The sequence below is a fragment of the Caecibacteroides pullorum genome (genome assembly GCF_019239235.1).
GTDB classification, from domain to species: domain Bacteria; phylum Bacteroidota; class Bacteroidia; order Bacteroidales; family Bacteroidaceae; genus Bacteroides; species Bacteroides pullorum.
The window spans coordinates 109,049-135,248 of record NZ_JAAZTS010000006.1; the positions used below are offsets into that span (position 1 = coordinate 109,049).

Below are 26,200 nucleotides of genomic sequence, written 5' to 3' on the forward strand. Positions count from 1 at the left end.
TTGGATGTATCTGTTATCCATTGTGTTTGTGATGGATTGTAGTATTGTTTATGCAAAAGGTCTGTCTTCTGGGCGTTGGGTCGTTTGGTCTTCGAATGCAGCTTCTGCATGGGAAGATGCCTTCGTGGTAGGGAATGGCGTTCAGGGAATGATGGCTGTGAATGATTCTGCAAGTGAACGTTTTATATGTACCCATGAAGAATTGTTTATTCGCGGTTGGGATCGTCGCAAAGTTGCCGTCCCTAAAACGGCGCATTTGCTTCCTCAAGTTCGTCATTTAATGGAAATGAGAAAAACGGATGAAGCAGATGAATTGTTGACAGGGGAGGCTGAACGTCAGCTGCGGGAGATGGGGGCTCTGCAACGTTGGCCATTGATACCACATCCGGCTTTTGACCTTTGTGTGGATTGGGAAGGAAAGGAGCGGAATGCTTTTCGACGACAGCTTGATCTGGAAATTGGAGAAGGGAAGAGCCGCTGGCAATATACGGGTGGTTTCTTGGAAGAATCCTATTTCTCTTCTCGGACTCATCATGTGAATGTAGTACGTTTTAAAGGTGAGAATGGAAAACGTCTGAATCTGCTTTTGTCTTTAAAAGAAACTCCAGGGCGTGATGGAATGCATTTTGAACATGATTTGGCAAATGCTTTTAAAGACATTAAAAAAGAGGTCGATTTGGGTTGGTTGACCTATCATGCGGCTTATAGCCAGGATTCCGGAGGATATGATGGAGTGGCCCGGGTGATACTTCGAGGAGGGCGTATGTCGCAAAAAGGTTCTGCTTTACAAATAGAGGATGCAAAAGAGGTTTTGGTTTTGATTCGAATAGTTCCTTGGGAAAAAGAGAAATTGTCTGATATAAATTCGATAAAAAGGAATTTGTCAGAATTGCCCTCGGATTATCGATCATTGTTAGAGACTCATGCAGAAGAACAAGGGGAAATGTTTCGTAGGATGCAGTTTGATTTAGGTGGTGCAAAAGAATGGAAAAAGAGTTCTGTAGAAGAAATATTACGGTCTGTACGTGAAAACGGAATAAGTCCAGTCTTTTTGGAACAAGTTGCGGCTATGGGGCGCTATTTGTTAATTTCTTCTTGTGGGAAATACCCGCCCCCGTTACAAGGCATTTGGGGAGGAACTTGGAAACCGGCCTGGATTGGTGGATTTGTATGGGATTCAAATCTCAATTTGGCTATTTCTGCTGCTTCTATGAGTAATTTGCAGGAATGTGCTGAAACGTATGCTACTTATGTAGAACGTTTATTGCCAGGCTGGCGGCTGAATGCCCAAAACTATTTGGGGTGTAGAGGGTTTATTGTTGCCCATTACAATGATCCGCTTAACGGATATTTGACTCATTTTGGGCATGGTTTCCCTTGGATGTTTTGGTCTGGAGGGGCTGGATGGAATATACGACCTTTGTATGAATATGCAATGTTGATGGGTGATGAAACCTTCTTGAAAGAACGGGTTTTTCCATTATACAAAGAAATGGCTAATTTCTATGAGGATTATTTACGTATGGAGGCAGATGGTATGTTTCATATAAGTCCAAGTATTTCTCCAGAGAATACTCCAGTTGGTAGTAATACTTGGTTGAGTAAAGATGCAACGATGGATGTGGCGATAGCAAAAGAAGTCTTTTACCTGCTGGGTGAAATGGGGGAAGTTTGTGGGGCTACGCCTATGGAAATGAAGAAATGGCAAAGATATTTGGAGAAATTACCTGATTATCGTGTTAATTCGGATGGGGCCTTAGCAGAATGGATAGATGATAATTATTCTGATATTTATAATCATCGCCATAATTCACACTTATATCCCGTATTCCCAGGTTTTGAGCTTGTAGGTGAAAATGCTGATGTGGAATTACAGAAAGCAGCTGGTATTGCGCTGGATAAACGTTTTGCTTTTGATACAACTTCGGCCCACGGACTGATTCATTTGGCCCTTCAGGCTGTTCGCTTGAGACGTTTGGATATTGTACTGGCAAATATTGACCGTTTCAGTAGGCGTGGATATTTATATGGTAGTCTGGTGACGTCTCATGAACCGAATCATCAAATATATAATTTGGATGCTATTTTGAGTTTTCCACGTCTGCTCATGGAAATGCTGGCCTTTACGAAGAAGGGGTATCTGGAGATAATGCCAGCTTGGCCGGCTGTTTATCCGGATGGGAGTTTGAAGGGAATGCGTATATATGGTGGGCATACATTGGACTTGACATGGAAAGAAGCAAAATTGGAATCTTTGAAAATTTATGCGGTAGCCGATGAGAAATTGGTGATGAAATGTGATGGAAAACAGTATCAGGTGCAGTTGGTAAAGGGTACCTGTTATCAATGGAAAAGAAATGGCTTGAACAATTGATCATCTTACTAAATATATTTATGGGTCGAAATCGTTTTATATTGTTTGTTTGGTGTGTCTGGCTTTCATTGGCTTTGTCGGCACAAATGTCGGTTTCTATGAATGAGAACTGGCAATTCCAACGTTTGAGTGAGAAGCAACATGGTGTTGAAATTAAGAATCAAGGCTCCGATTGGAGTTCGCAATTCAATATTCAACATATAGAGGGGCGGAATGGAAATCTTGCAATAAATCCAGATACTTTGCGTATGGAATTTGACAAATTGTCGAATGGGCAGTGGGAAAACGTGCGTTTGCCTCACACATCTTTTGTGGAACCCCTTGTTGTGCTGAACCCTTGGCAGGGGATATGTTATTATCGCAAGAAATTTGATATATCTTCTGAGTGGGTTGACAAGGAATTGTGGTTGGAGTTTGAGGGTGCAATGCATTTGGCCGATGTATGGGTGAACGGACGGTATGTAGTACAACATGCAGGCGGGTATACTCCGTTTGTGTTGAACCTTACGGGGATGTTGCGTCTGACTGATAATGAGATTTTGGTCAGATTGGATAATAGAAATAACTCTTTAATTCCTCCTGGAAAGCCTCAAAATACGCTTGACTTTTGCTATTATGGGGGATTGTATCGCGATGTGAATCTGATAGTTAATGAACCGATACATATTAGTCACTGCATGATGGCTGATGAAGTGGCTGGTGGAGGCATTTTTGTGAGTTATCCGGAAGTGTCAGATCAAAAAGCTGAAATAGAGGTTAAGGCACATGTTGTCAATAACTCCAACCTGTTTAAGCAGCTTACGGTTCGGCATACGTTATATGAATGGAGTAAAAAGAAAGGATGTCGTAAGAAAGTTGTTTCAGTTGAGGCGTTGTTGAACTTGCAGGCTGGTGTTTCACAGCATCAGATACAACATCTTATGGTTGATAAACCTAAATTATGGTTTCCTGACTCGCCCTCATTATATGTATTGCGAACTGAAGTAATGGATGGAAAGAAGGTGATGGATTGTGAAGATACGCGTATTGGAATTCGGCGTATAGAGATGTCTCGTGAGGAGGGATTTGTGATTAATGGTAAACCATTGAAATTAGAAGGAACTAATCGGCATATGGAATATCCTTATGTAGGAAATGCTTTGTCTGACCAGGCTCAGTATAGAGATATGTATCAGATACGAATGAACGGTTTTAACATTGTGCGGTTGGGACATTATCCTCAGGATCCTTCTGTACTTGATGCTTGTGATGAGTTAGGCTTACTTGTTATTGAACCTATTCCCGGTTGGCAGTTTTATAATAAGAATCAGACTTTTATCGACCATACGTATCAGGACATTCGTGATTTGATACGTCGCGATCGCAATCATCCCTCTGTTGTTATGTGGGAAACGACATTGAATGAGTCTTGGCCCCCCAAGGAATGGAAAGATGGGGCAGTACGTATTGCTCATGAAGAATATCCCGGTAATCAGTGCTTTACATCAGGAGATAGTTATGGTTATGATGGGTTTGATGTATGTTATAACGATTGGGAGGAAGGATTTAATCGTCCCAACAAAACAAAGAAACCTGGATTTATACGTGAATATTATGATTATGAGTTTGGAGGACATTACAGTACTACTCGAATAAGCAGAAAGGATGGAGATCGTGCTTTGGTACAGAATGCATGGAATGCTCAATGGAGTCATAATCGTTATCGTGCATATTATCCTTGGACAATTGGAGGTGCTATATGGAGTATGTATGACTATAATCGAGGATGTTGTGATAATATATGTTATAGTGGTTTGGCTGATTTGTTCCGATTGCCGAAGTTTAGTTTGTCCTATTTCCGCTCACAAATACCTGCCGGAAGTTTTACTCCTGATGGTCCTATGCCTTATGAGGTGTTTATTAATAGTCATTGGCTGAAGGACTCTTCGGATACGGTGGTGGTATATGGAAATGTGGATGAGGTGGAATTGTTATTGAACGGTCAGTCTGTTGCGCGTCAATATCCGGATAATAGGCCTTCGACCAAAGAATATGTATCTCGTCCAGACGGTGGTAATGCCGAGAATATCAATTGCCCTCCCTTTACTTTTATGAATGTAAAATGGGAAAAGGGTGAATTGAAGGCTGTAGGTTACAAAAAAGGTAAGGCTGTTGCTGAACATGTAGTACATACTCCTGATGAGGCATGTAATCTGAAGATTGATTATTTTGAGAGTGGAAAGCCTGCCTCAAACCATGATTTGCTCATAGTATACGTAAGGTTGGAGGATGAAAACGGAACCGTTTGTTTTGGTGAGAATACGCGCGAAGTCAGTCTTGAGGTTTTGGATGGTGGCTGGATATCAGGTCCGTCACGTATTAAGGCTGAAGCAGGTGTTGCCTCTTTCTTGGTAGAGACTGATATGTGTAGATCATTGGTTTTAAGAGCGTTTTCTGAGGGATTAAGTGCAGACCATAAAATACGGTTGGAGAAATATTAATATTAGTGATCATATTATGAAATTTATTCTGAATCATTTTATGAATGAGATTTTGAAGAAACCTCTACTTCTGTTTTGTTGCTGTTTTTTGTTGACAGGATATATTAGGGCCAATCAAGATGTTTCTAAAGTATATGTGGTATTTAAAACCCATCTTGACGTAGGTTTTACAGATTTAAGTTCGGTAGTGGAACGTAATTATATTGAAGAGTTTATTCCAAAGGCTTTGGAGGTGGCTGAACAGTTGAAGAAGGATGGTAAAGGCGAACGATACATTTGGACTACAGGTTCCTGGTTGATATGGCGCTATCTGCAAACTGCGACGCCCGAGGCTGTAGAACGATTGAGAAAAGCTATTGCTGATGGTGATATAGTGTGGAATGGCGTACCTTACACAATGGAATCAGAAACGATGAATTTAGACTTATTCGGTACTTGCTTGTCTTTGACAAAAAGGCTGGATAAAATGTTTGGTAAGCATACTATAGCAGCTAAAATGACTGACGTGCCAGGGCATACGAGGAGTATTATTGCTCCTTTATGTCGTGCGGGAATCCGTTTTCTTCATATTGGGGTCAATTTCGCTTGTCCGGTACCTGACGTACCACCTTTTTGTCGTTGGCGAGATATAGAAGGCAATGAAGTAATCTTAGTATATCAGCAAGAATATGGTTCGGAGAGTATATTGCCAGATGGAAAGACTGCTATTGCTGTGAATTTTACGGGAGATAATCACGGTCCGCATAGTTATGAAGCGATCAAGTCCATTTATGCAAATCTACGAAGGCGTTATCCCAATGCTCAGTTGATACCGGCTTCATTTAATGAAATAGCTAAAGATTTACTCAACATGAAAGAGCGTCTGCCAGTCATAACCTCAGAAATAGGTGATACATGGATTTATGGATACGGTAGTTCGCCTGTGCGTATGGCTAAGTTTCGCGCTTTATCCAGGCTTTATTCTCAGTGGTTGAGAGATGGAAAGTTGGATCCAGAGAGTGATGAAGCTCTTAATTTTGCAGTAGAATTAGGCCTGATTGGGGAACATACACAAGGTATGGATATCAAGACTCATTTGCGGAATTGGGATAAATATGATATGGATAAATTTATACCTGCGAGGAAAGAACTGGCGTTTCAGCGAGTAGAACAATCTTGGAAAGAAATAGATGATTATATCGGGTTGGCCATTGCTTATTTGCCTGAGCATTTGCGGAACGAGGCTTGGGAGAAAATTGAAGAAACGGAAAAGATTTCTATTCCATCATTTACTATAAATGCGTCAAAGGGAGATTACGCCCCTTGGCAATGTGAATTGTTGGATGGTAATTTGAGAGTTGGAGGGTTGTGTTATCAAATGTTTGATAGTAATGATTATAAAAGATTCTTAAAGAATTATTTGCGTAATAATCCACAATGGGCTTTGGAGGATTTGAGTAAGATTGGCTTGGAAGATTCAAGAGCCGTTAGTGTTTCTTTGCCTGCTTTGACGATTAAAAGGGAAGAGCGAAATGAAAAGAAAGGTAAACGATTTGTTTATGAATTGTCTTTCCCATATCGTAATGGGGTGGACGGCCGTTGCTATCCGGAAAAGATGTATGTCAATACTTTATCTTATAAAAATGGGAAAAGGGCCGAACTGGAAGTCACGTTTGTCAATAAACCGGCTGTTCGTCTACCTGAAGCCTATTGGCTTTCTTTTAATGCGACCGATATTGTTTCATTGGTCGCTGAAAAAGTAGGCCGACCGGTTGATCTCTTGGATGTAGTGAAAAAGGGGAACCGACAGATGCATGGTATTGATCGTTTTGTAGATATTGTCACTTCCCAGGGAACTATTCGTATTTGGAGTAAAGATGCTTTTTTGGTGAATATAGGTGAACCTTGTGGACTGAATTATAGCCTGCAATATCCTGATAAAAGAGGAGGAATTCATTTTAATTTGGGTAATAACTTGTGGAACACAAATTTTAGTATGTGGTGGGAAGGTTCGATAACTTATCGATTTGTCATTGAATTATTAACGATAAAATAAAATATATTTAAATGAAACGTTTATTTATTGTGTGGTTATTGTTGGGGAGTTTATTGAATTCTTATATCCTTTTTACGCAGGATGTTAAAGCGTCCGAATCTCTTTCAGGAAATCCTCCTCAAAAGAAATTTCTTAATCCGAATCGAATCCGTTACGATGGTTCGTGTATGACAATTGACGGTAAAGATGTGTTTATCTATAGCGCAGCTTTTCATTATTTCCGTTGTCCGGAAGAGTTGTGGCGTGACCGTTTTCGTGACATTAAGGCGGCCGGTTTTAATACGGTCGAGACGTATGTACCTTGGAACTGGCATGAACGTATTATGCCGGCAAGTCCTGAAGACAATACCCATTTTGATTTTGCTGATCTCAAGCGTTGGTTGAAGATGGCTCAAGAGGAGTTTGGCTTGTATACCATTGTCCGCCCTGGACCATTTATTTGTGCTGAATATTCGGGCGGTGGCTATCCTCGTTGGCTGGCAAGATTTCGTCCGTCAAGTTACAAGGAGTTTTGGTTGAGAAGTGCAGATGAACAACACATCAGTTGGTGCAAACACTGGTTTGGTGCTGTATGCAAAGCGTTGGCAGATGAGCAGTTAACCCGTAAATCCGTGGGAGAGAAAGGAATTATCCTTATTCAGATTGAAAATGAGTATAACCATCACGGATGTTATGGTAAAGAAAAGCTTTTGAAAGCATTGTATAAATCTGTTCGTGACAGCGGATGGGATGTTCCTATATTTACGTGTTTGACCAATGAATGTCGCAGTAGTAAGGATGAGGAATTGTCACAGGTTTTTGATAGTGATAATTACTATGTGGGACTTTCATCTGCTCCAGATTGTGCCTACCGTATGGCAGAGCTTAAAAAAGCGCAGCCTGATGCTCCAGGATTTGTGACTGAACTTCAAGGGGGATGGTTTTCACTGGTGACAGGAGGTTTAAGTGAGGACCATTATTCGGATGCACGCCATTTCAAAGCTGTGGGGTTGATGTCTTTGTTGGGAGGTGCTACAGGGATAAATTATTATATGTTCTTTGGTGGTACTCATTTTGCAGGTTGGGGCGCAAGAGGTATGACAACTAGTTATGATTATAATGCGGCAATCAGGGAAAATGGTGCACGTGGTCCAAAGTATTTCGAGGCTCAGGCTATCGGTGAATTTATCCATAGGTTTGAAACCTCTTTGGTTCGTTCCGAAGGCGGTCCTTGTATGCTTGAAGAAGCTCCGGAATCCTTATTTGGTGGTATTCGTGTTGGAATTGACGGTACACGTTTTGTGTTTCTACATAATACCGATCCTCAAAAGCCAATTAAGGGGACAGTACGTCTTTTGCCGGGAAAAATAAAACGTCCCTCGAAACCGATGTACAATATTAATCAGCATGGAGAAAAAGTCCTGATAGATGTGCATGATGATGGAGAGAATGGAACTTTAGCTCTTGAACCTGTCGAAGTGACTTATGAACTGAAAGCGTTGGATACAAAGGTACTGGTTATTCCTTCTGGCAAACGACCGAATCAGGGTGAGTGGTGGCCTCATAAAGTAGTTCAACCCAAACGTCCTTCAAAAGTACCCGCTTCCATTCGTATTGCATCCGTAAAGAAAAAAGAAGATCGTGTCGGAAATGCAGATTGGATACATTTACATCGTTTGGCATCTTTATCGGATTTGGGCGTGAACGATTTTCGTTATAGCTTGTATCGTGCTAATGTAACGTTGGATGCCAATCAGGTTGCAAAGGAGCGTTTCTTGTTATTTAATATGTATACCAGAGATATTGTGTCGGTGCAGGTTAATGGAAAGAATGTCAAACGCCTTTTCCCTGATCATGCAGATGCACAATCTTGGACTACTCGTGATTGTTTCCAGCAGATTCGTCCAAATGAATATGACAATCGTTTTGATGTCTCTGGTACCCTCCGTGTAGGTGAAAATGAGATTGTTGTGGTATATGAAAATTTGGGGCATGCTCATGGTTATTTTCCAATGGAAGAACTGGCCGGTATACGGGAAGCAGGGTTGTCTATTACTGAAACTGCTTTGACACATCCTTTGGAATGGGATTATTCTGCTGATGTTGCAGGTATAAGTGAAGGATGGAATCTTCCGGACTTTGAACCAAAAGATTGGGAAGCCGTAAACTTGGATGTACAATGTAAAATCCCTCGAAAAGGTAATGGTGTTCAGCCTAAATCTGTTGCAGACGGATTGTTTACCTGGTATCGTATAGAGTTCGAACTTCCTGAACAGAAAAAAGGAATTTGGATTCCTTGGTTGGCTCGTATTAATGCGTCTGGTAACGGCTATATGTGGCTTAATGGACACAATATAGGTCGTCATTGGGAAGCAGGACCACAACGTGAATATTTTTTGCCTGAGTGCTGGTTGAACTTTGGAGGGAAGAAGAATGTATTGGTGCTAGGGCTGAGGCAGACAGTCAATGGCGCTTTACTGAATGCGCTTGAAATTCTTCCATATCCGGAAATGGCGGAAATCAGGTAATGGTTTCATGAGATATCTGTAGGAAAGCATCGCTTTAACTCGTTTAAAACGATGCTTTTCTTATTTTAAACTACAGCAACATCTCCCTCAACCTCCGCAACGTCTTCGATACCGAATTCATGGAGGCTTGAGGGGTGATATCCAAGAGCTCGGCGATTTCCTTGTGTGAAAGGTCTTTGATGTAGAAAAGGTAGAGTATTTGCTTTTGTTGAGGGGGAAGGCTGTTGATGGCTTTCCGAAGGGCCTGATATTGACGGGTCTCTTCGTCGTCACGGGCAAAAAAGTGGCGGAAGGCGTCTTCGTCCTCGGAAAGTGAGAACTCTATCTCGTCAATAGACAGATTGTCGTGGCGTGAGGCGTAGTAATCGTAGGCCATATTGCGCATGGCACGGAGAAGATAGATTTTCAAGTCGTCAATGCCGTGCAAGTCGCCTCGTTTACAGAGGCGGATGAAGATGTCTTGAATAAAGTTTTCGATCAGGCCGGTATCATTGACAAATTTCAGGCCATAGTTGTAAAGCAGGTTATAATGTCTCTTGTATGAAAGCTCCAATACTTCCAGAAAGTCGTTCTTCGTGGCAGATATGTTTCTTCCCTTTTGCTTCATGTTTTTTCCGTATCAGAACCCTGCATCTCGTAAAATTGTCGGCTAAGATAGTAAAAAGAACGGATAAATCATAGAAAAAGTGAAAAAGAGTTTGGCTTATAGTGGGTATAGAGGGACTCGTAAGGAAAAAAAACGTATTTTTGTTTCCTGTAATTTGTAATATAATCAATCGCTTTTATGAAGAAAAACTTATTATCTGTCATTCTCTTGTTAGGAACGTTGGGCGGTTTTGCCCAGACGACAAGTCTGAATGGTTTCGCTTATGGACAGGCTGAGGCACCGACAGGCAAGGAGTGGGAGTCTCCCGAGGAGCTGGCACTGAACAAGGAGCAGCCGCGGGCGTGGTTCTTTACGTTTGCCGACGTGGAAAGTGCACGACGTGTCCTGCCTGAACACAGTAGTTATTATCAGTCGTTGAACGGCGACTGGAAGTTTCATTGGGTGGGCAATCCCGAAGAGCGTCCGACGGACTTCTACAAGCCGGAGTTCGACGTGTCGGGCTGGGACGACGTCACCGTGCCGATGCAGTGGAACGTGGTCGGCATCCGGAAGGACGGCAGCCTGAAGTATGGTACCCCGATTTATTGTAACCAGCCGGTTATCTTCCAGCACAAGGTGGCCGTAGGCGACTGGAAGGGAGGGGTGATGCGTACGCCGCCTCAGGACTGGGTGACCTACAAGCACCGCAACGAAGTAGGTTCCTACCGCCGTTCGTTCACCATCCCTGCCGGTTGGGAAGGACGCGAGGTGTACATCAACTTCGACGGCGTTTCGTCTTTCTTCTACCTTTGGATCAACGGGCATTACGTGGGGTTCTCGAAGAACTCGCGCAATACGGCTTCATTCGACATCACGCCTTATCTGAACGAGAAGGGCGACAACATGGTGGCCGTCGAGGTCTATCGCAATTCGGACGGTTCCTTCCTCGAGGCGCAGGATATGTTCCGCCTGCCGGGTATCTTCCGCACCGTTTCGCTGACATCGACGTCGCAGGTGCAGGTGCGTGACCTTCGCGTCTTCCCCAACTTGGATGCTAATTATGAGGACGGTACCCTCCGCATCGAGGCTGACCTTCGCAATCTGGGTAAGAAGAAGGCCAAGGGATATACGCTGACCTATTCGCTCTATGCCAACAAGCTTTATTCAGACGAGAATGAGCCGGTGGAGGGCATGGATGGCACTTATTCGCTGGCCGAGATGAAGCCGGGTGACGAGATTTCCTCGCAGACCGTGATGGCCGTTCACGCTCCCCGCAAGTGGTCGGCCGAGGCTCCCTACCGTTATGTTTTGGTGGGTCAGCTGAAGGACAAGAAAGGCCGTGTCGTGGAGACGTTCTCCACCGCCTTGGGCTTCTGCAAGGTCGAAATCAAGGATACGCCTGCCAACGAAGACGAGTTCGGACTGGCCGGACGCTACTACTACGTGAACGGCAAGACGGTGAAGTTGAAAGGTGTGAACCGTCAGGAAATCAATCCGGCTACAGGCAACGCCATCACGGTGAAGCAGATGGAAGAGGAAATCATGCTGATGAAGCGTGGCAACATCAACCATGTGCGCAACTCGCATTACTCCAACGATCCGCACTGGTACTACCTCTGCGACAAGTATGGCATCTATCTGGAGGATGAGGCTAACATCGAAAGCCACCAGTATTATTACGGTGATGCCTCTCTGTCGCATGTGCCCGAATTTGAGGCGGCCCACGTGGCACGCGTCATGGAGCTGGCACATGCACACGTCAACCATCCGTCGGTAGTCATCTGGTCGCTGGGCAACGAGGCCGGGCCGGGCAAGAACTTTGTGACGGCCTACAATGCCCTCCATCAGTTCGATCCCTCGCGCCCCGTGCAGTACGAACGCAACAACGACATCGTGGACATGGGTTCCAACCAGTATCCGTCCATCGCGTGGATGCGTGGTGCCGTGACAGGCAAGTACGACATCAAGTACCCCTTCCACGTATCGGAATACGCTCACTCGATGGGTAATGCCGTGGGTAACCTCATCGACTACTGGGAAGCTATCGAGTCGACCAACTTTTTCTGCGGAGCCGCCATCTGGGACTGGGTGGACCAGGCACTCTACAACTACGACCCGAAGACGGGCGACCGCTACCTGGCCTACGGAGGCGACTTCGGCGACAAGCCCAACAGCGGTATGTTCTGCATGAACGGTATCCTCTTCCCTGGGCATCAGCCCAAACCTCAGTACTACGAAGTGAAGAAGGTTTATCAGAACGTGGGCGTCAAGGCGGTGGATATGACGAAGGGACAGATTGAAGTCTTCAACAAGCGTTACTTCGAGCCGCTGACCGATGTCTATATGGTATGGTCGTTGTGGAAGGATGGGAAGAAGATAGAGGAAAGCACTGCCTTCAAGGGTCCGCGCAACATCCTCGGCCCGCGCGAGAAAGTGGCCTACACCCTGCCTTACGACTACAGCAAGCTGGCTCCCGAAAGCGAATACTTCGTGAAAGTACAGTTTCTGCTGGCTCAGGATATGCCTTGGGCCAAGAAGGGTTTCGTGCAGATGGAAGAACAGCTGCCCGTGAAGGCCGCCGGCGAGAAGCCTGCTCTGGCCTCTGTGACGGCCTCGATGGAACGTCCGTTGGTAGAGGAAGCCGAAGACTTCACCACCGTATCGGGCAACGGCTTTACGCTGAAGTTCGACAACCGCGAAGGTACAATCTATAGTATGGAATACAATGGTCGCAAGGTCATCCTTGACGGCAAGGGACCGAAGCTTGATGCCCTTCGCGCCCCGGTGGACAACGACAACTGGGCCCGCGACCGCTGGTTCGAGAAAGGCTTGCACAACCTGAAGCACAAAGTCCTGAACTATGCGTGGGTCAACGCCAAGCGAAAAGGAGACAATACGGTTCAGCTGATGTACACCGTCGAGTCGCAGGCACCGAACGCTGCTGTACTCGAGGGAGGTAACTCCGGTCGTAACTCCATAAAGGAACTGACTGACCGTCCCTTCGGTCCGAACGACTTCAAGTTCGTTACCAACCAGATATGGACTGTCTATCCCGACGGTTCGGTAGAGCTCCAGTCGAGCATCACGTCGAATGATCCCTCGCTGGTGTTGGCCCGTTTGGGTTATGTGATGGAACTCCCTGCCGAACTCCAGCAATACACGTGGTACGGCCGTGGTCCGTGGAACAACTATAACGACCGTCTGACAGGTTCGTTCATCGAGCAGCATCAGAGTCTGGTGAAAGACCTTTTCGTAAACTTCCCCAAACCGCAAAGCATGGGCAACCGTGAGGACGTCCGCTGGTGTGCCCTGGCTGATGCCAAGGGCGATGGTGTGGAGTTTGTGGCTGGTACCCGCATGTCGGCTTCCGCTCTGCCCTGGTCGGCTTTGGAAATGACGCTGGCCCCGCACCCATACCAATTGTCTAAATCTACGGGTACTCACCTGCATATCGACTTGGGTGTGACCGGCTTGGGTGGTAATAGCTGTGGACAGGGCGGCCCGTTGGAACCCGACCGCATGAAAGCCGGCGACCACAACATGAGTTTCATTATTCGCCCTGTGCGTCAGGCTGATTTTACTAAGACAGCTTGTGTTTCGACATCCGGTGAAATGCCATTGTCTATCTCGCGTAGTCGTAATGGAGAAGTGACTATCAGCACTCAAAAGAAGAATGCAGAGATTCTTTATACCCTGAACGGCAAGAAGAAGGAATATCTCTATATTGAACCCTTTAACCTGCGCGAAGGTGGTGTAGTAACAGCTCGTTATAAAGATAATAAAGCTGTATCCGTAACGATGAAGTTTGAAAAACAGGAAAGTGTTCCGATGACTGTAGTGTATGCATCGAGTGAAGAGACTGGCGAAGGAGCTGCTGCTCACCTGGTAGATGGTAATCCGAGTACGACGTGGCATACGATGTATTCCGTGACCGTGGCCAAGTATCCCCACTGGGTGGACTTCGATGCAGGTGAAGTGAAGACTATCAAGGGCTTTGTTTATCTGCCTCGTCAGGATGGTGGAAGCAACGGTAATATTAAGGACTATAGCTTGCATACAAGTATGGATGGCAAGGCATGGACTGAAGTTACGAAGGGGACCTTTGGTAAAGGTAAACTGGAACAGCGTGTGATGCTGGACAAACCTGTACGTGCCCGTTATATCCGTTTTACGGGCTTGAGCTCGCAGAATGGAGCCGACTTTGCCGGTGGTGCCGAGTTCACGGTGATTGCCGATTGAGTCTGTTCCTGAAATAAGGGAAAGGCTGCATCAGAATGAATTGTCATCCTGATGCAGCCTTTTCTTTTTTGATAGAGCGAGGTGTCATGCTTTCTTTTGGCAGGCAAGATACACGGATGTCCTCGTTTCCTTCGTAGGGAACGCCCGTTTCCAGCGCACGGAAACGCTCGTTTCCAAGCATGGTAACTCCCGTTTCCTCATAGGGGAACTGTTGTTTCCTAATAGAGGGAACGCTCGTTTCCTTATAGGGGAAACGGATGAAAGTTCCTGTTTTCGTTTGTTACGATGCTTTTAGGCCAGAACCCAGAACGATTTCAGCAAGAGGATGGTCTGGCATACGCCCAAGGTCATACCGTCTCTCCCCATCAGGGAACGAAGCTTGAGCAGGGCGCGGTTGGTCAGATTCATGGACGACTGTTCGTTGATCTCCATGATGGCCGCTATTTCTTTGTGCGAAAGCTCCTTGACGTAGCGCAGGTAGAGGGCTGTCTTCTGGTGTGGAGGCAGCTGCGCGATGGCTTTCAGCAAGTATTGGGCCAGTGCAAAGTCCCGGTCGTTTTGCGGAAACATCTGTTCGAAGAGGTCTTCGTCGGTCGGTATCTCAAACGAAGAGGTATCCAGCGAATCCCTCTCCCGCTCCAGCCCGACAAGCTTGTTGAACAGACTGTTCTTCAATGCTCTCAGCAGATAGGCCCGTACGGTGATGCCTTCGATGCTGATGCGGGTATTGTGATAGAGGTAGACAAAGAGGTCGTGGATGCAGTCTTTGATCAGTTCGCGGTCGGAAGTACATTTCAAGCCATAATTCAACAGCAGGACGTAATACCGTTGGTAGATTACCTCCAGCGCCTTGCGGTCTCCTTGGATCAGAAGATGCCACAGGGTGGTGTCGTCTGTCTGTTCGATGCTTGTTATGTCTTTCATTTTTGGGATTCCTTTTGCAAATAAAGCTATTTTTTATGTTTTGTCCAAGGTTGGAGTGAAATATTGCGGGTGTTTGGAGATGCTTGCGGCCTTTTTTTTATTCTTCTGAAAAAAAAGTTTCCGATAAGTGAGTAGGTTTTTCGTGCGAAGCTCTTTTAAATACAAAGGGCTGATTTATGAGATATGAGATATAAGATAAGTGACATAAAGCGCGTGCTGTCCCGGCTGGTAACTTACTTCCGGGTTCAGGAAGATGCCTCCTCGCAACAGGAGATGAATGAGTTGTGGCGTCGGATTGACCGCAGCATCGATGCCCGCCGCAGCAAACGTCGGATAATGGTGTGGAGCAGTGTGTCGGCGGCAGCGTTGCTGGCAGGTTGCATTTGGTTGGGAGCGGGACATTACCGGAAGCAGCAACCCGATTTGTCGGTTGTCGCGGCCTGTTTGATGGAAAAGGTGATGGAAGCAGACGAAATCCAGCTGATAGTCGCTCCTGGGCAGATGCTTCGGGTGAAAGACGGAGGTACGGTGACTTATCAACAGAATGGCGGTATCCAAGTGGATGAGAATGTGCTTTCAAGTGATGAAATACAAAATGGCCCCTATGACCAGATTATTGTACCCAAAGGGCGTTTGGGAAGGCTGATATTATCGGATGGGACAGAATTGTACATAAATTCGGGTACTAAAGTCGTTTATCCTGAACGATTTGAAAGAAAACGGCGTGAGATTTTTGTGGATGGTGAGATTTATATCGATGTGCGCCGTGACGGAACAGCACCGTTTGTCGTGAAGACAGCGCATTTCGATGTAGAAGTGTTGGGCACTGCTTTCGATGTCAGAGCTTATAGCAATGAAGATAGTTGCGATGAAATTGTTTTACTTCGAGGGGCTGTGAATGTGAAAAGCGTTTCTGGCGCTGAAGTAAAACTGATACCCGACAAGAAAGCGGTTGTATCAGCTAATGGAGTCATACATACGGAAACGGTGGATGCAGCCGACTATATTCTATGGACCAAAGGGATTTTGCCATTGAACAACGGTACTATAGGAGATATCGTAGATGACTTGAGCCGCTATTACGATGTGAAGATCACTTGTGAGGAGAATATTAGAAATATAAGAATTGCCGGCAAAATTGATTTGCAGCAGGGAGTGGAAGAAGCGCTTCGGAATCTTTCACTTACAGGAGGATTCTCTTGTATGAAGCAGTCGGATGCTTATATTTTGTATTCTCAGAATAGTGACCGATATTAAAATAACGAGAGTAATAATCCGATGTTTAACTTTAAAGTATTGCCTATGAGTATATCTTTTAAAAAAAGAAATCCATACAATATTGAGAATATGTTTGGATCCGTGAAGAACACCTAATGTTGGTAATTAAATCAGTATAGAAATATTATGAAAAAAGGAATGAAAAACGCAATCATGATGTCTCGGTTGACGAAATTTATGTTTGCAGTGGGATTTTTATTAACCACAATTTTTAGTTATGCCGGTAATTTGGCATATGCGCAAAAACAGACTTTTACATTTGATTTGAAGAACGTAACTGTTAAAACCGTACTCCAAACCATTGAGAAACGGAGTGAGTTCATCTTTATGTATCGTTCCGATTTGTTTGATGCTTCAAAGAGGGTGTCGGTGAGTGCTGACAAACAGAGTATTTCCCAGATTTTGGATCAAATATTGGCAGGTACAGCAGTGACATACGAAATTAATGATAGACAGATTTTGTTGAAAGCAGCGGATGAAAAAGAGAATTCTTTTTTACAGACTGGCAATTCTAAGAAAATCAGCGGAATTGTGACTGATGGAACAAGCCAAGAGCCCATTATCGGTGCTAATGTGTTGGTAATCGGTAGTACAAATGGTGTTATTACTGATTTGGAGGGGCGTTTTACCCTTGATGTTCCGCAAGGTGCAAAATTGAAAATTTCCTATTTGGGTTATGTGACGAAGGAACTGGTTGTTGGTGATGCAACCAATTATGTGATTCAGCTTTTTGAAGATTCCAAAGCGTTGGACGAAGTGGTAGTTGTGGGTTATGGTACACAAAAGAAAGTCAATGTCATAGGTTCGATAGCGATGGTAGATGCGGAAAAACTTGAAAACCGTGCAACATCTTCAGTCGTATCTGCATTGACGGGACAAATGCCGGGTGTTACGATTACACAGCCTGGAGGTCGTCCTGGTGTTAATACTGGTACAATACGAGTGCGAGGGGTTGGATCTTTTGGAGCTACGCCTGATGCGTTGGTACTTATTGATGGTATTCCTGGAAATATGACAGATATTAATCCTAATGATATAGAATCTATTTCAGTTCTGAAAGATGCTTCTACAGCGGCTATATATGGTGCCCGTGCAGCAAATGGTGTTGTTTTGGTTACAACAAAAATGGGTAAAGAACAGAAGGTGCAAATCTCTTATAATGGATATGTTGGATTTAATCGTGCGACAGAATTGCCGGAATATGTTGATACATGGGATTATGCGCGTTTGTTGAATGAAGCAGAAGGAATAACTCGTTTTACAAATGAAGAAATACAGGCAATGCGTGACGGAAGTCAACCGGATCGTTGGGCTAATGAACATTTTGTAGATGATATTTTCTCGGGAAATGGATTCCAAACAGGGCATGATTTTTCAATTAATGGAGGAAATGAACGTAACCAGTATTTTGCTTCTTTTGGTTATTTAAGTCAAAATGGTATTATTCCCAAGAATAATTACTCTCGTTATACAGCCCGTGTGAATCTTACCTCTCTTTTAGCCAAGAATCTGAAGTTGAGTATCCGCTTACGTGGTGATCGTGCTAATACTAAAGAACCGGGAACTGCGGGTGCAATTGATGGTGATGGCATGATGCTTTTGATTCAACAAGGTCTTCGTTTCCCTGGATATCGTCCTTCTGTATTGAGTGATGGGACCTGGGGACCTGGCGTAAAGAATTTTGGTACGCCAAAAGCTTGGATTGAGTCGGAGTCTTTTTCAGAAAGTCCTGTTATGCGTTTGAATACGTCGGTAAGTCTGGATTATATGCCTATTGAAGGCCTGAAACTTTCTGCTACTGGTGCATATAATTTTAGTAATTCTCAAAGTAAGGCATATAAAGCAACTTTGCCGGTAAATATAGATGGAGTTATAACTACCTTGGGACCATCATCATTAAATGAAAGCAATACAAATACGGAATATAAATCGTTTCAAGCAACAGCTAATTATACAAAATCGTTTGTAGATAAGCATAATATTGATTTGTTGCTTGGCTATTCTTGGGAAGATGAAAAGACTCGGGATATTAGTGCTGGACGTCAAAATTTTCCGAATAATAGTTATCCATATTTAACCGTTGGTTCACCCGATGTTCAAACAAATTCCGGAGGTGGGAGTGATTGGGTTATTCAATCAATATTTGGACGTGCTCAATATAACTTTAGAGAGCGTTATTTGGCAGAGGTAACGATGCGTTATGATGGTTCTTCTCGATTCCCCAAGGACTCTCGTTTTGCATTCTTCCCGTCAGGAGCGTTAGGATGGCGTATTTCTGAAGAGGACTTTTTTAAAGAAAATGAGAATCTGTCTTTTATTGATAATTTGAAGTTAAAAACGTCTGTTGGTATTTTAGGAAACAATAATATTGGAAACTATGCTTACCAGTCGACTTATGTATTGGGAAATAATTATAACTATCCTTTTGGAGGAGTTATTCAGCAAGGAGCTCAATTGACAACCTATACTGATCCAAACCTTAAATGGGAAACTACTCGTACTATAGATGCGGGTTTTGAATCGGTTATGTGGGGAGGTTTGCTCAGTGCAAATATTACATATTTTCATAGATATACTTATGATATTTTGTATAAGCCGAATGCCAGTGCTTCTTCTGTATTTGGTTTGGATATGAGTGAAGTGAATACTGGCGAAGCATTGAATCATGGTTGGGAATTTGAATTTGGACATCGAAACACTATTGGTGATTTTAGTTACAGTGTGAATGCAAACTTCAGTATTATAAATAATGAGGTAAAATCTTTAGGAGTTGGAAATGTTAATCAGCCTAATGGAATGGTGGGTGATGGTTCCAGCCTTTTTGTCGGTTATCCAATGCAGATGTATTATGGATATGTAACAGATGGCGTTTTTACAGATCAGAAAGATATTGACGCCTGGTTTGCCCATACAGACCAGTCTTCTTTTGGAAGAAATCAGGCCAATACAAAGCCTGGTGATATTCGTTATGTTGATATTTCCGGTCCGGATGGTGTTCCTGATGGAAAAGTAGACGCGACGTATGATCGGGTTTATTTAGGCTCTCAAATTCCCAAATATACGTTTGGCCTGTCATTGAATGCTGCCTATAAGGGATTTGATCTTAGCCTTTTCTTGCAAGGAATAGCAGGTGTAAAAGGGTTGTTAAGTGATTATGCTGGTTGGGCTTTCTTTGCAGAGGGGAATGTTCAGAAATGGCAGATGGAAGAGGCTTTTGATCCTAGTAATCCGGATCGTTATGCAAAATACCCCAGATTGGAGAATTTAGGAAATTCATCGGGACATAATACTCAGGTATCCGATTTTTGGATACGTAATGCATCTTATTTACGAATCAAGAATGTTCAGTTGGGCTATACTTTCCCTAAAGAATGGTTGAAGAATTTGGGTATTTCCAATTTGAGGATGTATATTGCTTCTGAAAATCCGTATACTTTCCATAAGTTCCCAGATGGGTGGGATCCGGAGATAAGTACAAGTGGACAGTTTTATCCAATATTACGTAATTTTACATTCGGTTTGAATCTTAAATTTTAGAAGGGAGATTGTATTATGAAAAAAATATATAAACAGATGGGGCTTGCAGCTGCTTCCTTGCTATTATTGAACAGCTGTGATATGGACCGTTATCCATTAACAAGTTTCAGTGAGGATACTTTTTATGATGATGAGGCTAATGTAGAACTTGCATTGACAGGATTGTATCGTGGAGGCATTACATTGGGAGTTGATTATAATGTTTCCGATTGGTGGGCCTATTCTGCTACAATTTTGCTGGATGGTGTTTCGGATATTGGTTATGATCGCCGAGGTTTTACTAATGCTTTGGGACAATTAACGTCAGGAACGATTACAGAAACAAATTTATGGGTTCAGAATTTATATCAGAAGCCTTATCGGCGCATTAGTGCTTGTTGTCGTTTTTTGGATGGTTTAAATGCTATCGCTGAGAAGACAGACGAAATGGAGAGAATGGAAGCTGAAGCTCGATTTATTCGTGCTGTACAATACTTTTATCTGGCTTCTTATTATCACGATGTACCGCTTGTGACTAAAACATTGTCTTTGGACGAGGCTAATAGTGTAAAGAAGTCTTCCCGTATGGAAGTACTTCAATATGCAGCTGATGAGTTAAAAGATGTTGCAAATATTTTACCTAGACAGAAAGATCTTCCTAAAAATGAGTTGGGACGTGCTACGGCACAGGCTGCATTGGTTTATCTTGCCCGTACATATCTGATTATGGAGGATTTTGAAAATGCTGCGATTGCTTGCGGACAAATTATTGAATGGGGAGATAATCAGATTGATCCAGACTATCAAGGATTGTTCTATCAAACAGGCGAAGAAAGTAGTGAACATATTTTTGCTACTCAATTTGTCGATGATTTGGCAGGTCATGGCTTGCCACAGCATGCATACCCAATTAAAGATGGCGGTTGGTGTTTGGTAAATATATCTAATGCTTTATTTGAAGCGTATGATTTTGTGGATGGTACTCCTTTTAGTTATGAAGATCCTCGTTTTGATAAAAATAATTTTGGGGCTAACAGAGATCCTCGTTTGGATTATACACTTTATTATGATGGTGCAACCTTCAAAGGAACTGTATATAATTGTAATCCAGAGGCGACTGTTGCTGATAAAATAGGTCCGGGGCAAACAACTCAAACTGGGTATCTTCTCCGGAAATATTTAGATGAGACATGGAGTGGTGACATCAATTCTTGTGGAACAAATGTTCCATTGGCTCGTTATGCCGATGTGTTATTAATGTATTTGGAAGCAAAAGTACGCGGTGGATCAACGATTACCCAAACACTTTTAGATCAAACAATAAATGAGGTTCGTGGTCGTTCTAGCGTAAATATGCCTCCTCTTACGGAAAAAGATCCACAGAAGTTATTTGAGTTGATTCAAAAAGAACGTATGATTGAATTGGCTTTTGAGGGATGGAGATTATGGGATTTGTTCCGTTGGGGAATTGCAGAAGAAAAATTAAATGAACCTATCTATGGGTCTCCTTTCTATGTCTCAGATCAAAGTTTGATGCAAATGAAAGATGGACAACCAGATTTGTATAGTCGCTGGTATGTAAATACGCGTTCGTTTGTTAGAGGACAAGAAGTTTGGCCCATACCATTGGCAGAGAAAAATATCAATCCAAACTTACGATGAAGTAAAGTAATCGTTGTTACAAACAAAACCTGAGGATTTCGTTCGACAAATCATTCGTTTTGTCGGTTTTATACGGAATCCTCGGGCTTCTCTATAATTGTAGTTACCATGAAACATGCCATTCCTTTTTATCTTTCCCTTTTGGCTTTTCCGCTGTTATCTGATGCTTTGTATGCACAAGACAGGCAAATGCCTAATGTGATTTTTATCTTGGCCGATGATATCGGTTATACAGATTTTGGCTGTTATGGTGCGACTCGGATAAAGACTCCTGCTGTAGATCAGTTGGCGGCAGAAGGGGTACGTTTTACTTACGCGTATGCACCTGCTTCTACTTCCTCGCCGTCCCGTTATGCTTTACTTACAGGAGAATATGCTTGGCGCAAGAACGTTGGTATCTTGCCTGCAGATGCTCCATTGAGCATAGATCCGGCAAGGATGACACTACCGGGCTTTTTGAAAAAACATGGTTATCGGACAGGGCTGGTGGGTAAATGGCATTTAGGATTGGGAGAAAAGGGGACACCAGTCGATTTCAATGAGGACATTCAGGCAGGTCCATTGGCCGTAGGATTTGATTATGCCTATTATTTCCCGGCTACGAACGATCGTGTCCCTTGTGTATACATTGAAAATACTCGTGTAGTGGGGTTGGAATCCGTTGATCCGATAACGGTTTCTTATCGCAGGAAGGTGGGAGACGATCCTACCGGGCATGAACATCCCGAACTGCTGAAGCTGAAACCTCACCTTGGCCATGACGCCACGATTGTGAACGGCATCAGCCGTATTGGCTGGATGGCGGGAGGAGAGAAGGCGCGATGGAAAGACGAAGAGATGGCCTTTGTATTGTTGGAGAGAGCCAAAGCGTTTGTACAAGAGCATGCCGGCGAACCTTTCTTCCTATATTATGCGCCACACAATGCGCACGAACCGCGGGTACCATCGGAAGCTTTCCGGGGAAAGTCGGCTGCAGGAATTTATGGAGACGTGATTGAAGAGTTTGATTATTGTGTGGGGGAGTTGGTGAAAACATTGAAAGAAAATAACCTTTACGACAATACGCTTGTTGTCATTTCCAGTGATAATGGGCCGATGATTAAGGAAGGATATAAGGATGGTGCGCTGGAAAACATGAACGGACATGATCCTTACGGCGGGTTGCGCGGACAGAAGTATTCTTTGTACGAAGCCGGTACTCGTGTGCCGTTTATTTTCTCTTGGCCGGAACGGATCAGGAAACCTTTCGTTCAGAAGGAATGTTTTACTTATCTGGATATGTTGTCTACGTTTGCAGGGTTGTTGGAACTGCCCATTGCTCCAGAAGAGGCCAACGACAGTAAGGATGCTTCTGATTTGTTTCTGAAGAGAGATGCTGGCCCCTATAGGGAATATGTCATGATTCAAAACAACGGCGGACAAATCGCTATCCGCAAGGATAACTGGAAATTCATTCCTGCCACCCAGAATCGGGGAGCCGAACTCTACGATTTGGATAGGGACCCTTCCGAATTGCACGATTTGACGAATGCTTATCCTGAGAAGGTAACTCAACTGCAGAAATATGTAGAACGGGATTATAAGAAGAATGTCAACAAACAAACCAAATAATGTTATATGAAAACAAAACTTTTAGTGGGCTTGGGAGTCAGTACTTCCCTGCTCTCTGCTTGCGGCAGTAAGCAACAGGAAGAAGTAAAACAACCGAATGTGATTTTCATTGTAGCCGATGATTTGGGTTACGGAGATTTGAGTTGTTATGGTGCGAAACGTGTTCAGACACCGAATGTGGATCGATTGTCGGCTGAAGGTCTGCGCTTTACAGATGCGCATGCGGTAGCTTCTACCAGTACGCCTTCCCGCTATTCTCTTTTTACGGGACATTATAGTTGGAGGAGAAATGATACGGGTATCGCGACTGGTGATGCGGGTATGGTGATTCGTCCGGAGCAGACCACTGTGGCCGATATATTTAAGGCGGCGGGTTATACGACGGGAGCTATCGGAAAGTGGCATCTGGGATTGGGTGACAAGGCTGGTACACAGGACTGGAATGGCTTTGTTTCTCCGGGACCTCAGGATTTGGGTTTCGATTATTCTTATTTGATGGCGGCTACGGGCGACCGTGTACCTTGTGTGTGGATGGAAAACCAACGGGTGGCAAACTACGATCCTGAGGCTCCGATTCAGGTTAGCTATAAGACCCCTTTCCCCGGTGAACCTTTGGGAAAGGACCATCCGGAAATGTTGACCAAACTGAAACCGTCGCCTAACCATGGTCATGATATGGCCATCGTCAACGGTATATCACGCATCGGTTACATGAAAGGAGGTGGAAAGGCTCTTTGGGAGGATGAAAACATTGCTGATACGATTGCTGCCAAGGCTGTACAGTTCATTGAACGGCAAAAGGAGAAACCTTTCTTTTTGTATGTCGGTACGAACGACATACACGTGCCTCGCTATCCGCACGAACGTTTCCGTGACAAGAGTGGAATGGGTTATCGTGGCGATGCCATTCTTCAGTTCGACTGGACAGTCGGTATGATTGTGGAGGCATTGGAGAAGGCCGGTATTTTGGACAATACTCTGATTGTGCTGACCAGTGACAACGGTCCGGTGGTAGATGACGGATATGCCGACAAAGCTGTTGAATTGTTGGGTGACCATCGTCCATGGGGTGAGTTTCGTGGAGGCAAATACAGTAATTTTGAGGCTGGAACACGCGTACCGTTTATCGTACATTGGCCTGCTGTGGTTAAGCCAGGTATTTCGGACGCATTGTTTTCGCATATCGACATGTTTGGTTCGATGGAAAAACTGACCGGACAAGATATGGGTGAAGCGGCAGGAATGGATAGTCAGAACTATTTGGCAACCTTGACTGGTGAAGACAAGATGGGACGCGATTATGTTATTGAAGCATCCGGTTCGCTTTCCATTAGCGATGGTGAATGGAAATATATTACACCGAACAAAGGACCGGCCTATAATAAACTGACGAATACAGAACTGGGCAATTCGGAGGATGAACAGCTCTATAACTTGCATGAAGATGTGGGTGAGAAGCAGAATGTGGCGAAGAAGTATCCGGATAAAGTCAAGGAAATGAAGCAGATCTTGGAGCAGGAAAAACAGAAAGGCTTCCGGGAGGAGTGGGTGTATTGACTTGTGGTTGTAATGGATTAGATGTATGAAAATCTTAGGTAAAAAGAGTTTGTTGCTGTTTTCGGGTTTGGTAACCATGGGGCAGCAAGCTGATGCTTGGGACGGTCGGTCAGACCGTCCCAATGTATTGATTATCCTGTTGGATGACGCCGGCTACAACGACTTCGGCTTTATGGGATCTCCTGATTTACGTACTCCCAATATTGATGCGTTGGCGGCAGACGGAGTGATATTTACCGATGGACATGTAGCCGCAACGGTGAGTAGTCCTTCACGTGCTTGTCTGATGACCGGCCGTTACGGACATCGTTTCGGCTATGAATGTAATCCTGATCATAGCACGGACGGACTCCCTTTGGATGAACAGACCTTGGGAGAGATATTTAAGGAAGCAGGTTATCACACAGTTGCTATCGGTAAGTGGCATTTGGGAAGCCGCGACGAGCAACATCCCAACAGACGGGGATTTGATTTGTTTTATGGTATGAAAGCTGGGTCGCGGGGATATTTCTATGATGAAACCCAAAGCGATAAGCCTGGAGATGGGCGGAACCTGCTTCTGAATGAAGATCAGGTGAAATTTGATGGCTACCTGACGGATGTTTTTTCGTGCAAGGCCGTGGACTTCATTAAAGAAACGAAAGAGCCTTTTATGATGTATTTGGCCTATAATGCCGTACATACCCCCATGCAGGCTACGCAGGAAGATATGGCGTTGTTTGAGGGGCATCCCCGACAGAAACTGGCTGCGATGACTCATGCACTGGACAGAGGAATAGGCTGTGTAGTTCGTGCACTGAAAGAATCAGGCAAATATGACAACACGCTTATTTTCTTTCTGAGCGACAATGGTGGGGCTACTAACAATCAGTCGTCCAACCATCCGTTGAAGGGGTTTAAAGGTAACAAGTTTGAAGGTGGCCATCGTGTTCCGTTCTTTATGGTATGGAGACAGGGATCTGTTTTGCCGGGGCAATATGACGGTCTTGTTTCCTCCTTGGATATTTTTGCAACTGCAGTAGCAGCGGCTGGTATTCGGAAAACGAAGAAACCATTGGACGGTGTGTCGCTTCTTCCTTATGTTTCAGGTAAAAAGAAGGGGAATCCTCATGAGGAATTGTATTGGCGTAAAATGGATACCCGTGCCATTCGTTGTGGCGATTATAAACTGATTGTTACGCAGGGAGTGGATTCTGTTTTGTACGACGTACGGAAGGACATGCAGGAGCAAGTAGACATAAAGGAAGCAAAACCGGAAGTTTTTCATCGGTTATATATGAAACTTGCCCGATGGGAACGCGAAGAATGTGTCGCTCCGTTGTGGATAGAAGAAGGATGGGCTGAAATTACAAACGGTTACCACAGGCAGTTGATGCACAATGAGATAAAAACAGCCCGTGATTTGCAGAAAACAAAAGGAAAGAAATGAAT

General features: G+C 44.1%; 14 protein-coding genes. 11 read left to right on the top strand and 3 right to left on the bottom strand.

Annotation, left to right across the window (positions count from 1 at the left end):
- The first annotated feature begins 4 nt into the window (after positions 1-4).
- The 4 genes from HF894_RS06460 to HF894_RS06475 all read left to right on the top strand — a co-directional run bounded on the left by HF894_RS06460 (position 5) and on the right by HF894_RS06475 (position 9,396).
- On the top strand, positions 5-2,374 hold the full coding sequence (locus HF894_RS06460; protein WP_317196537.1) for a glycosyl hydrolase family 95 catalytic domain-containing protein: 2,370 nt from the start codon (positions 5-7) through the stop codon (positions 2,372-2,374).
- 248 nt (positions 2,375-2,622) lie between these two features.
- Entirely contained in the window at positions 2,623-4,854 is a 2,232-nt protein-coding gene (locus tag HF894_RS06465) for a glycoside hydrolase family 2 protein (protein WP_394369824.1), read from the top strand.
- 16 nt (positions 4,855-4,870) lie between these two features.
- Positions 4,871-6,889, top strand: coding sequence for a DUF5054 domain-containing protein (locus HF894_RS06470; RefSeq protein ID WP_246593156.1), 2,019 nt, complete (start codon positions 4,871-4,873; stop codon positions 6,887-6,889).
- Between the two features lie 11 nt (positions 6,890-6,900).
- Positions 6,901-9,396, top strand: coding sequence for a beta-galactosidase (locus HF894_RS06475; protein WP_204970565.1), 2,496 nt, complete (start codon positions 6,901-6,903; stop codon positions 9,394-9,396).
- A gap of 70 nt (positions 9,397-9,466) precedes the next feature.
- Here HF894_RS06475 and HF894_RS06480 read toward each other — a convergent pair whose 3' ends face one another.
- A complete protein-coding gene (locus tag HF894_RS06480) occupies positions 9,467-10,003 on the bottom strand; it encodes an RNA polymerase sigma factor (RefSeq protein WP_204970564.1) in 537 nt (178 codons plus the stop codon).
- A 177-nt stretch (positions 10,004-10,180) separates the two neighbouring features.
- On the opposite strand from HF894_RS06480, the gene HF894_RS06485 reads away from it, so the two are divergent.
- Positions 10,181-14,221 carry a glycoside hydrolase family 2 TIM barrel-domain containing protein gene (locus HF894_RS06485; RefSeq protein WP_204971493.1) on the top strand — a complete coding sequence of 1,347 codons (4,041 nt, stop codon included), beginning with the start codon at positions 10,181-10,183 and terminating at the stop codon, positions 14,219-14,221.
- 43 nt (positions 14,222-14,264) lie between these two features.
- On the opposite strand, the gene HF894_RS06490 is transcribed toward HF894_RS06485, so the two are convergent.
- Positions 14,265-14,402, bottom strand: a complete 138-nt coding sequence (locus tag HF894_RS06490; protein ID WP_021846834.1) for a hypothetical protein — start codon at positions 14,400-14,402, stop codon at positions 14,265-14,267.
- Positions 14,403-14,512: 110 nt separating this feature from the next.
- The gene (locus HF894_RS06495; RefSeq protein WP_204970356.1) at positions 14,513-15,145 is read right to left on the bottom strand and encodes an RNA polymerase sigma factor; all 633 of its coding nucleotides are present in this window, start codon (positions 15,143-15,145) and stop codon (positions 14,513-14,515) included.
- A gap of 183 nt (positions 15,146-15,328) precedes the next feature.
- On the opposite strand from HF894_RS06495, the gene HF894_RS06500 reads away from it, so the two are divergent.
- From HF894_RS06500 to HF894_RS06525, 6 genes are all read left to right on the top strand, one after another.
- Positions 15,329-16,402, top strand: a complete 1,074-nt coding sequence (locus HF894_RS06500) for a FecR domain-containing protein (RefSeq protein ID WP_204971494.1) — start codon at positions 15,329-15,331, stop codon at positions 16,400-16,402.
- A gap of 147 nt (positions 16,403-16,549) precedes the next feature.
- Positions 16,550-19,960: a TonB-dependent receptor gene (locus HF894_RS06505; protein ID WP_246593157.1), complete on the top strand. Its 3,411-nt coding sequence runs from the start codon at positions 16,550-16,552 to the stop codon at positions 19,958-19,960.
- A gap of 15 nt (positions 19,961-19,975) precedes the next feature.
- Positions 19,976-21,601: a RagB/SusD family nutrient uptake outer membrane protein gene (locus tag HF894_RS06510; RefSeq protein WP_204970357.1), complete on the top strand. Its 1,626-nt coding sequence runs from the start codon at positions 19,976-19,978 to the stop codon at positions 21,599-21,601.
- Between the two features lie 108 nt (positions 21,602-21,709).
- On the top strand, positions 21,710-23,212 hold the full coding sequence (locus tag HF894_RS06515; protein WP_204971495.1) for a sulfatase family protein: 1,503 nt from the start codon (positions 21,710-21,712) through the stop codon (positions 23,210-23,212).
- A 6-nt stretch (positions 23,213-23,218) separates the two neighbouring features.
- Positions 23,219-24,769, top strand: coding sequence for a sulfatase family protein (locus tag HF894_RS06520; protein ID WP_021846825.1), 1,551 nt, complete (start codon positions 23,219-23,221; stop codon positions 24,767-24,769).
- 25 nt (positions 24,770-24,794) lie between these two features.
- Positions 24,795-26,198, top strand: coding sequence for a sulfatase-like hydrolase/transferase (locus HF894_RS06525; RefSeq protein WP_204971496.1), 1,404 nt, complete (start codon positions 24,795-24,797; stop codon positions 26,196-26,198).
- The last annotated feature ends 2 nt before the right edge of the window (positions 26,199-26,200 follow it).

Excerpts from the sequence above, each read along its gene's own strand:
- HF894_RS06460 (WP_317196537.1), top strand. The coding sequence starts at position 5 with ATGTATCTGTTATCCATTGTGTTTGTGATGGATTGTAGTATTGTTTAT.
- HF894_RS06465 (WP_394369824.1), top strand. The coding sequence starts at position 2,623 with ATGGAATTTGACAAATTGTCGAATGGGCAGTGGGAAAACGTGCGTTTG.
- HF894_RS06470 (WP_246593156.1), top strand. The coding sequence starts at position 4,871 with ATGAAATTTATTCTGAATCATTTTATGAATGAGATTTTGAAGAAACCT.
- HF894_RS06475 (WP_204970565.1), top strand. The coding sequence starts at position 6,901 with ATGAAACGTTTATTTATTGTGTGGTTATTGTTGGGGAGTTTATTGAAT.
- HF894_RS06480 (WP_204970564.1), bottom strand. The coding sequence starts at position 10,003 with ATGAAGCAAAAGGGAAGAAACATATCTGCCACGAAGAACGACTTTCTG.
- HF894_RS06485 (WP_204971493.1), top strand. The coding sequence starts at position 10,181 with ATGAAGAAAAACTTATTATCTGTCATTCTCTTGTTAGGAACGTTGGGC.
- HF894_RS06490 (WP_021846834.1), bottom strand. The coding sequence starts at position 14,402 with ATGCTTGGAAACGAGCGTTTCCGTGCGCTGGAAACGGGCGTTCCCTAC.
- HF894_RS06495 (WP_204970356.1), bottom strand. The coding sequence starts at position 15,145 with ATGAAAGACATAACAAGCATCGAACAGACAGACGACACCACCCTGTGG.
- HF894_RS06500 (WP_204971494.1), top strand. The coding sequence starts at position 15,329 with ATGAGATATAAGATAAGTGACATAAAGCGCGTGCTGTCCCGGCTGGTA.
- HF894_RS06505 (WP_246593157.1), top strand. The coding sequence starts at position 16,550 with ATGAAAAAAGGAATGAAAAACGCAATCATGATGTCTCGGTTGACGAAA.
- HF894_RS06510 (WP_204970357.1), top strand. The coding sequence starts at position 19,976 with ATGAAAAAAATATATAAACAGATGGGGCTTGCAGCTGCTTCCTTGCTA.
- HF894_RS06515 (WP_204971495.1), top strand. The coding sequence starts at position 21,710 with ATGAAACATGCCATTCCTTTTTATCTTTCCCTTTTGGCTTTTCCGCTG.
- HF894_RS06520 (WP_021846825.1), top strand. The coding sequence starts at position 23,219 with ATGAAAACAAAACTTTTAGTGGGCTTGGGAGTCAGTACTTCCCTGCTC.
- HF894_RS06525 (WP_204971496.1), top strand. The coding sequence starts at position 24,795 with ATGAAAATCTTAGGTAAAAAGAGTTTGTTGCTGTTTTCGGGTTTGGTA.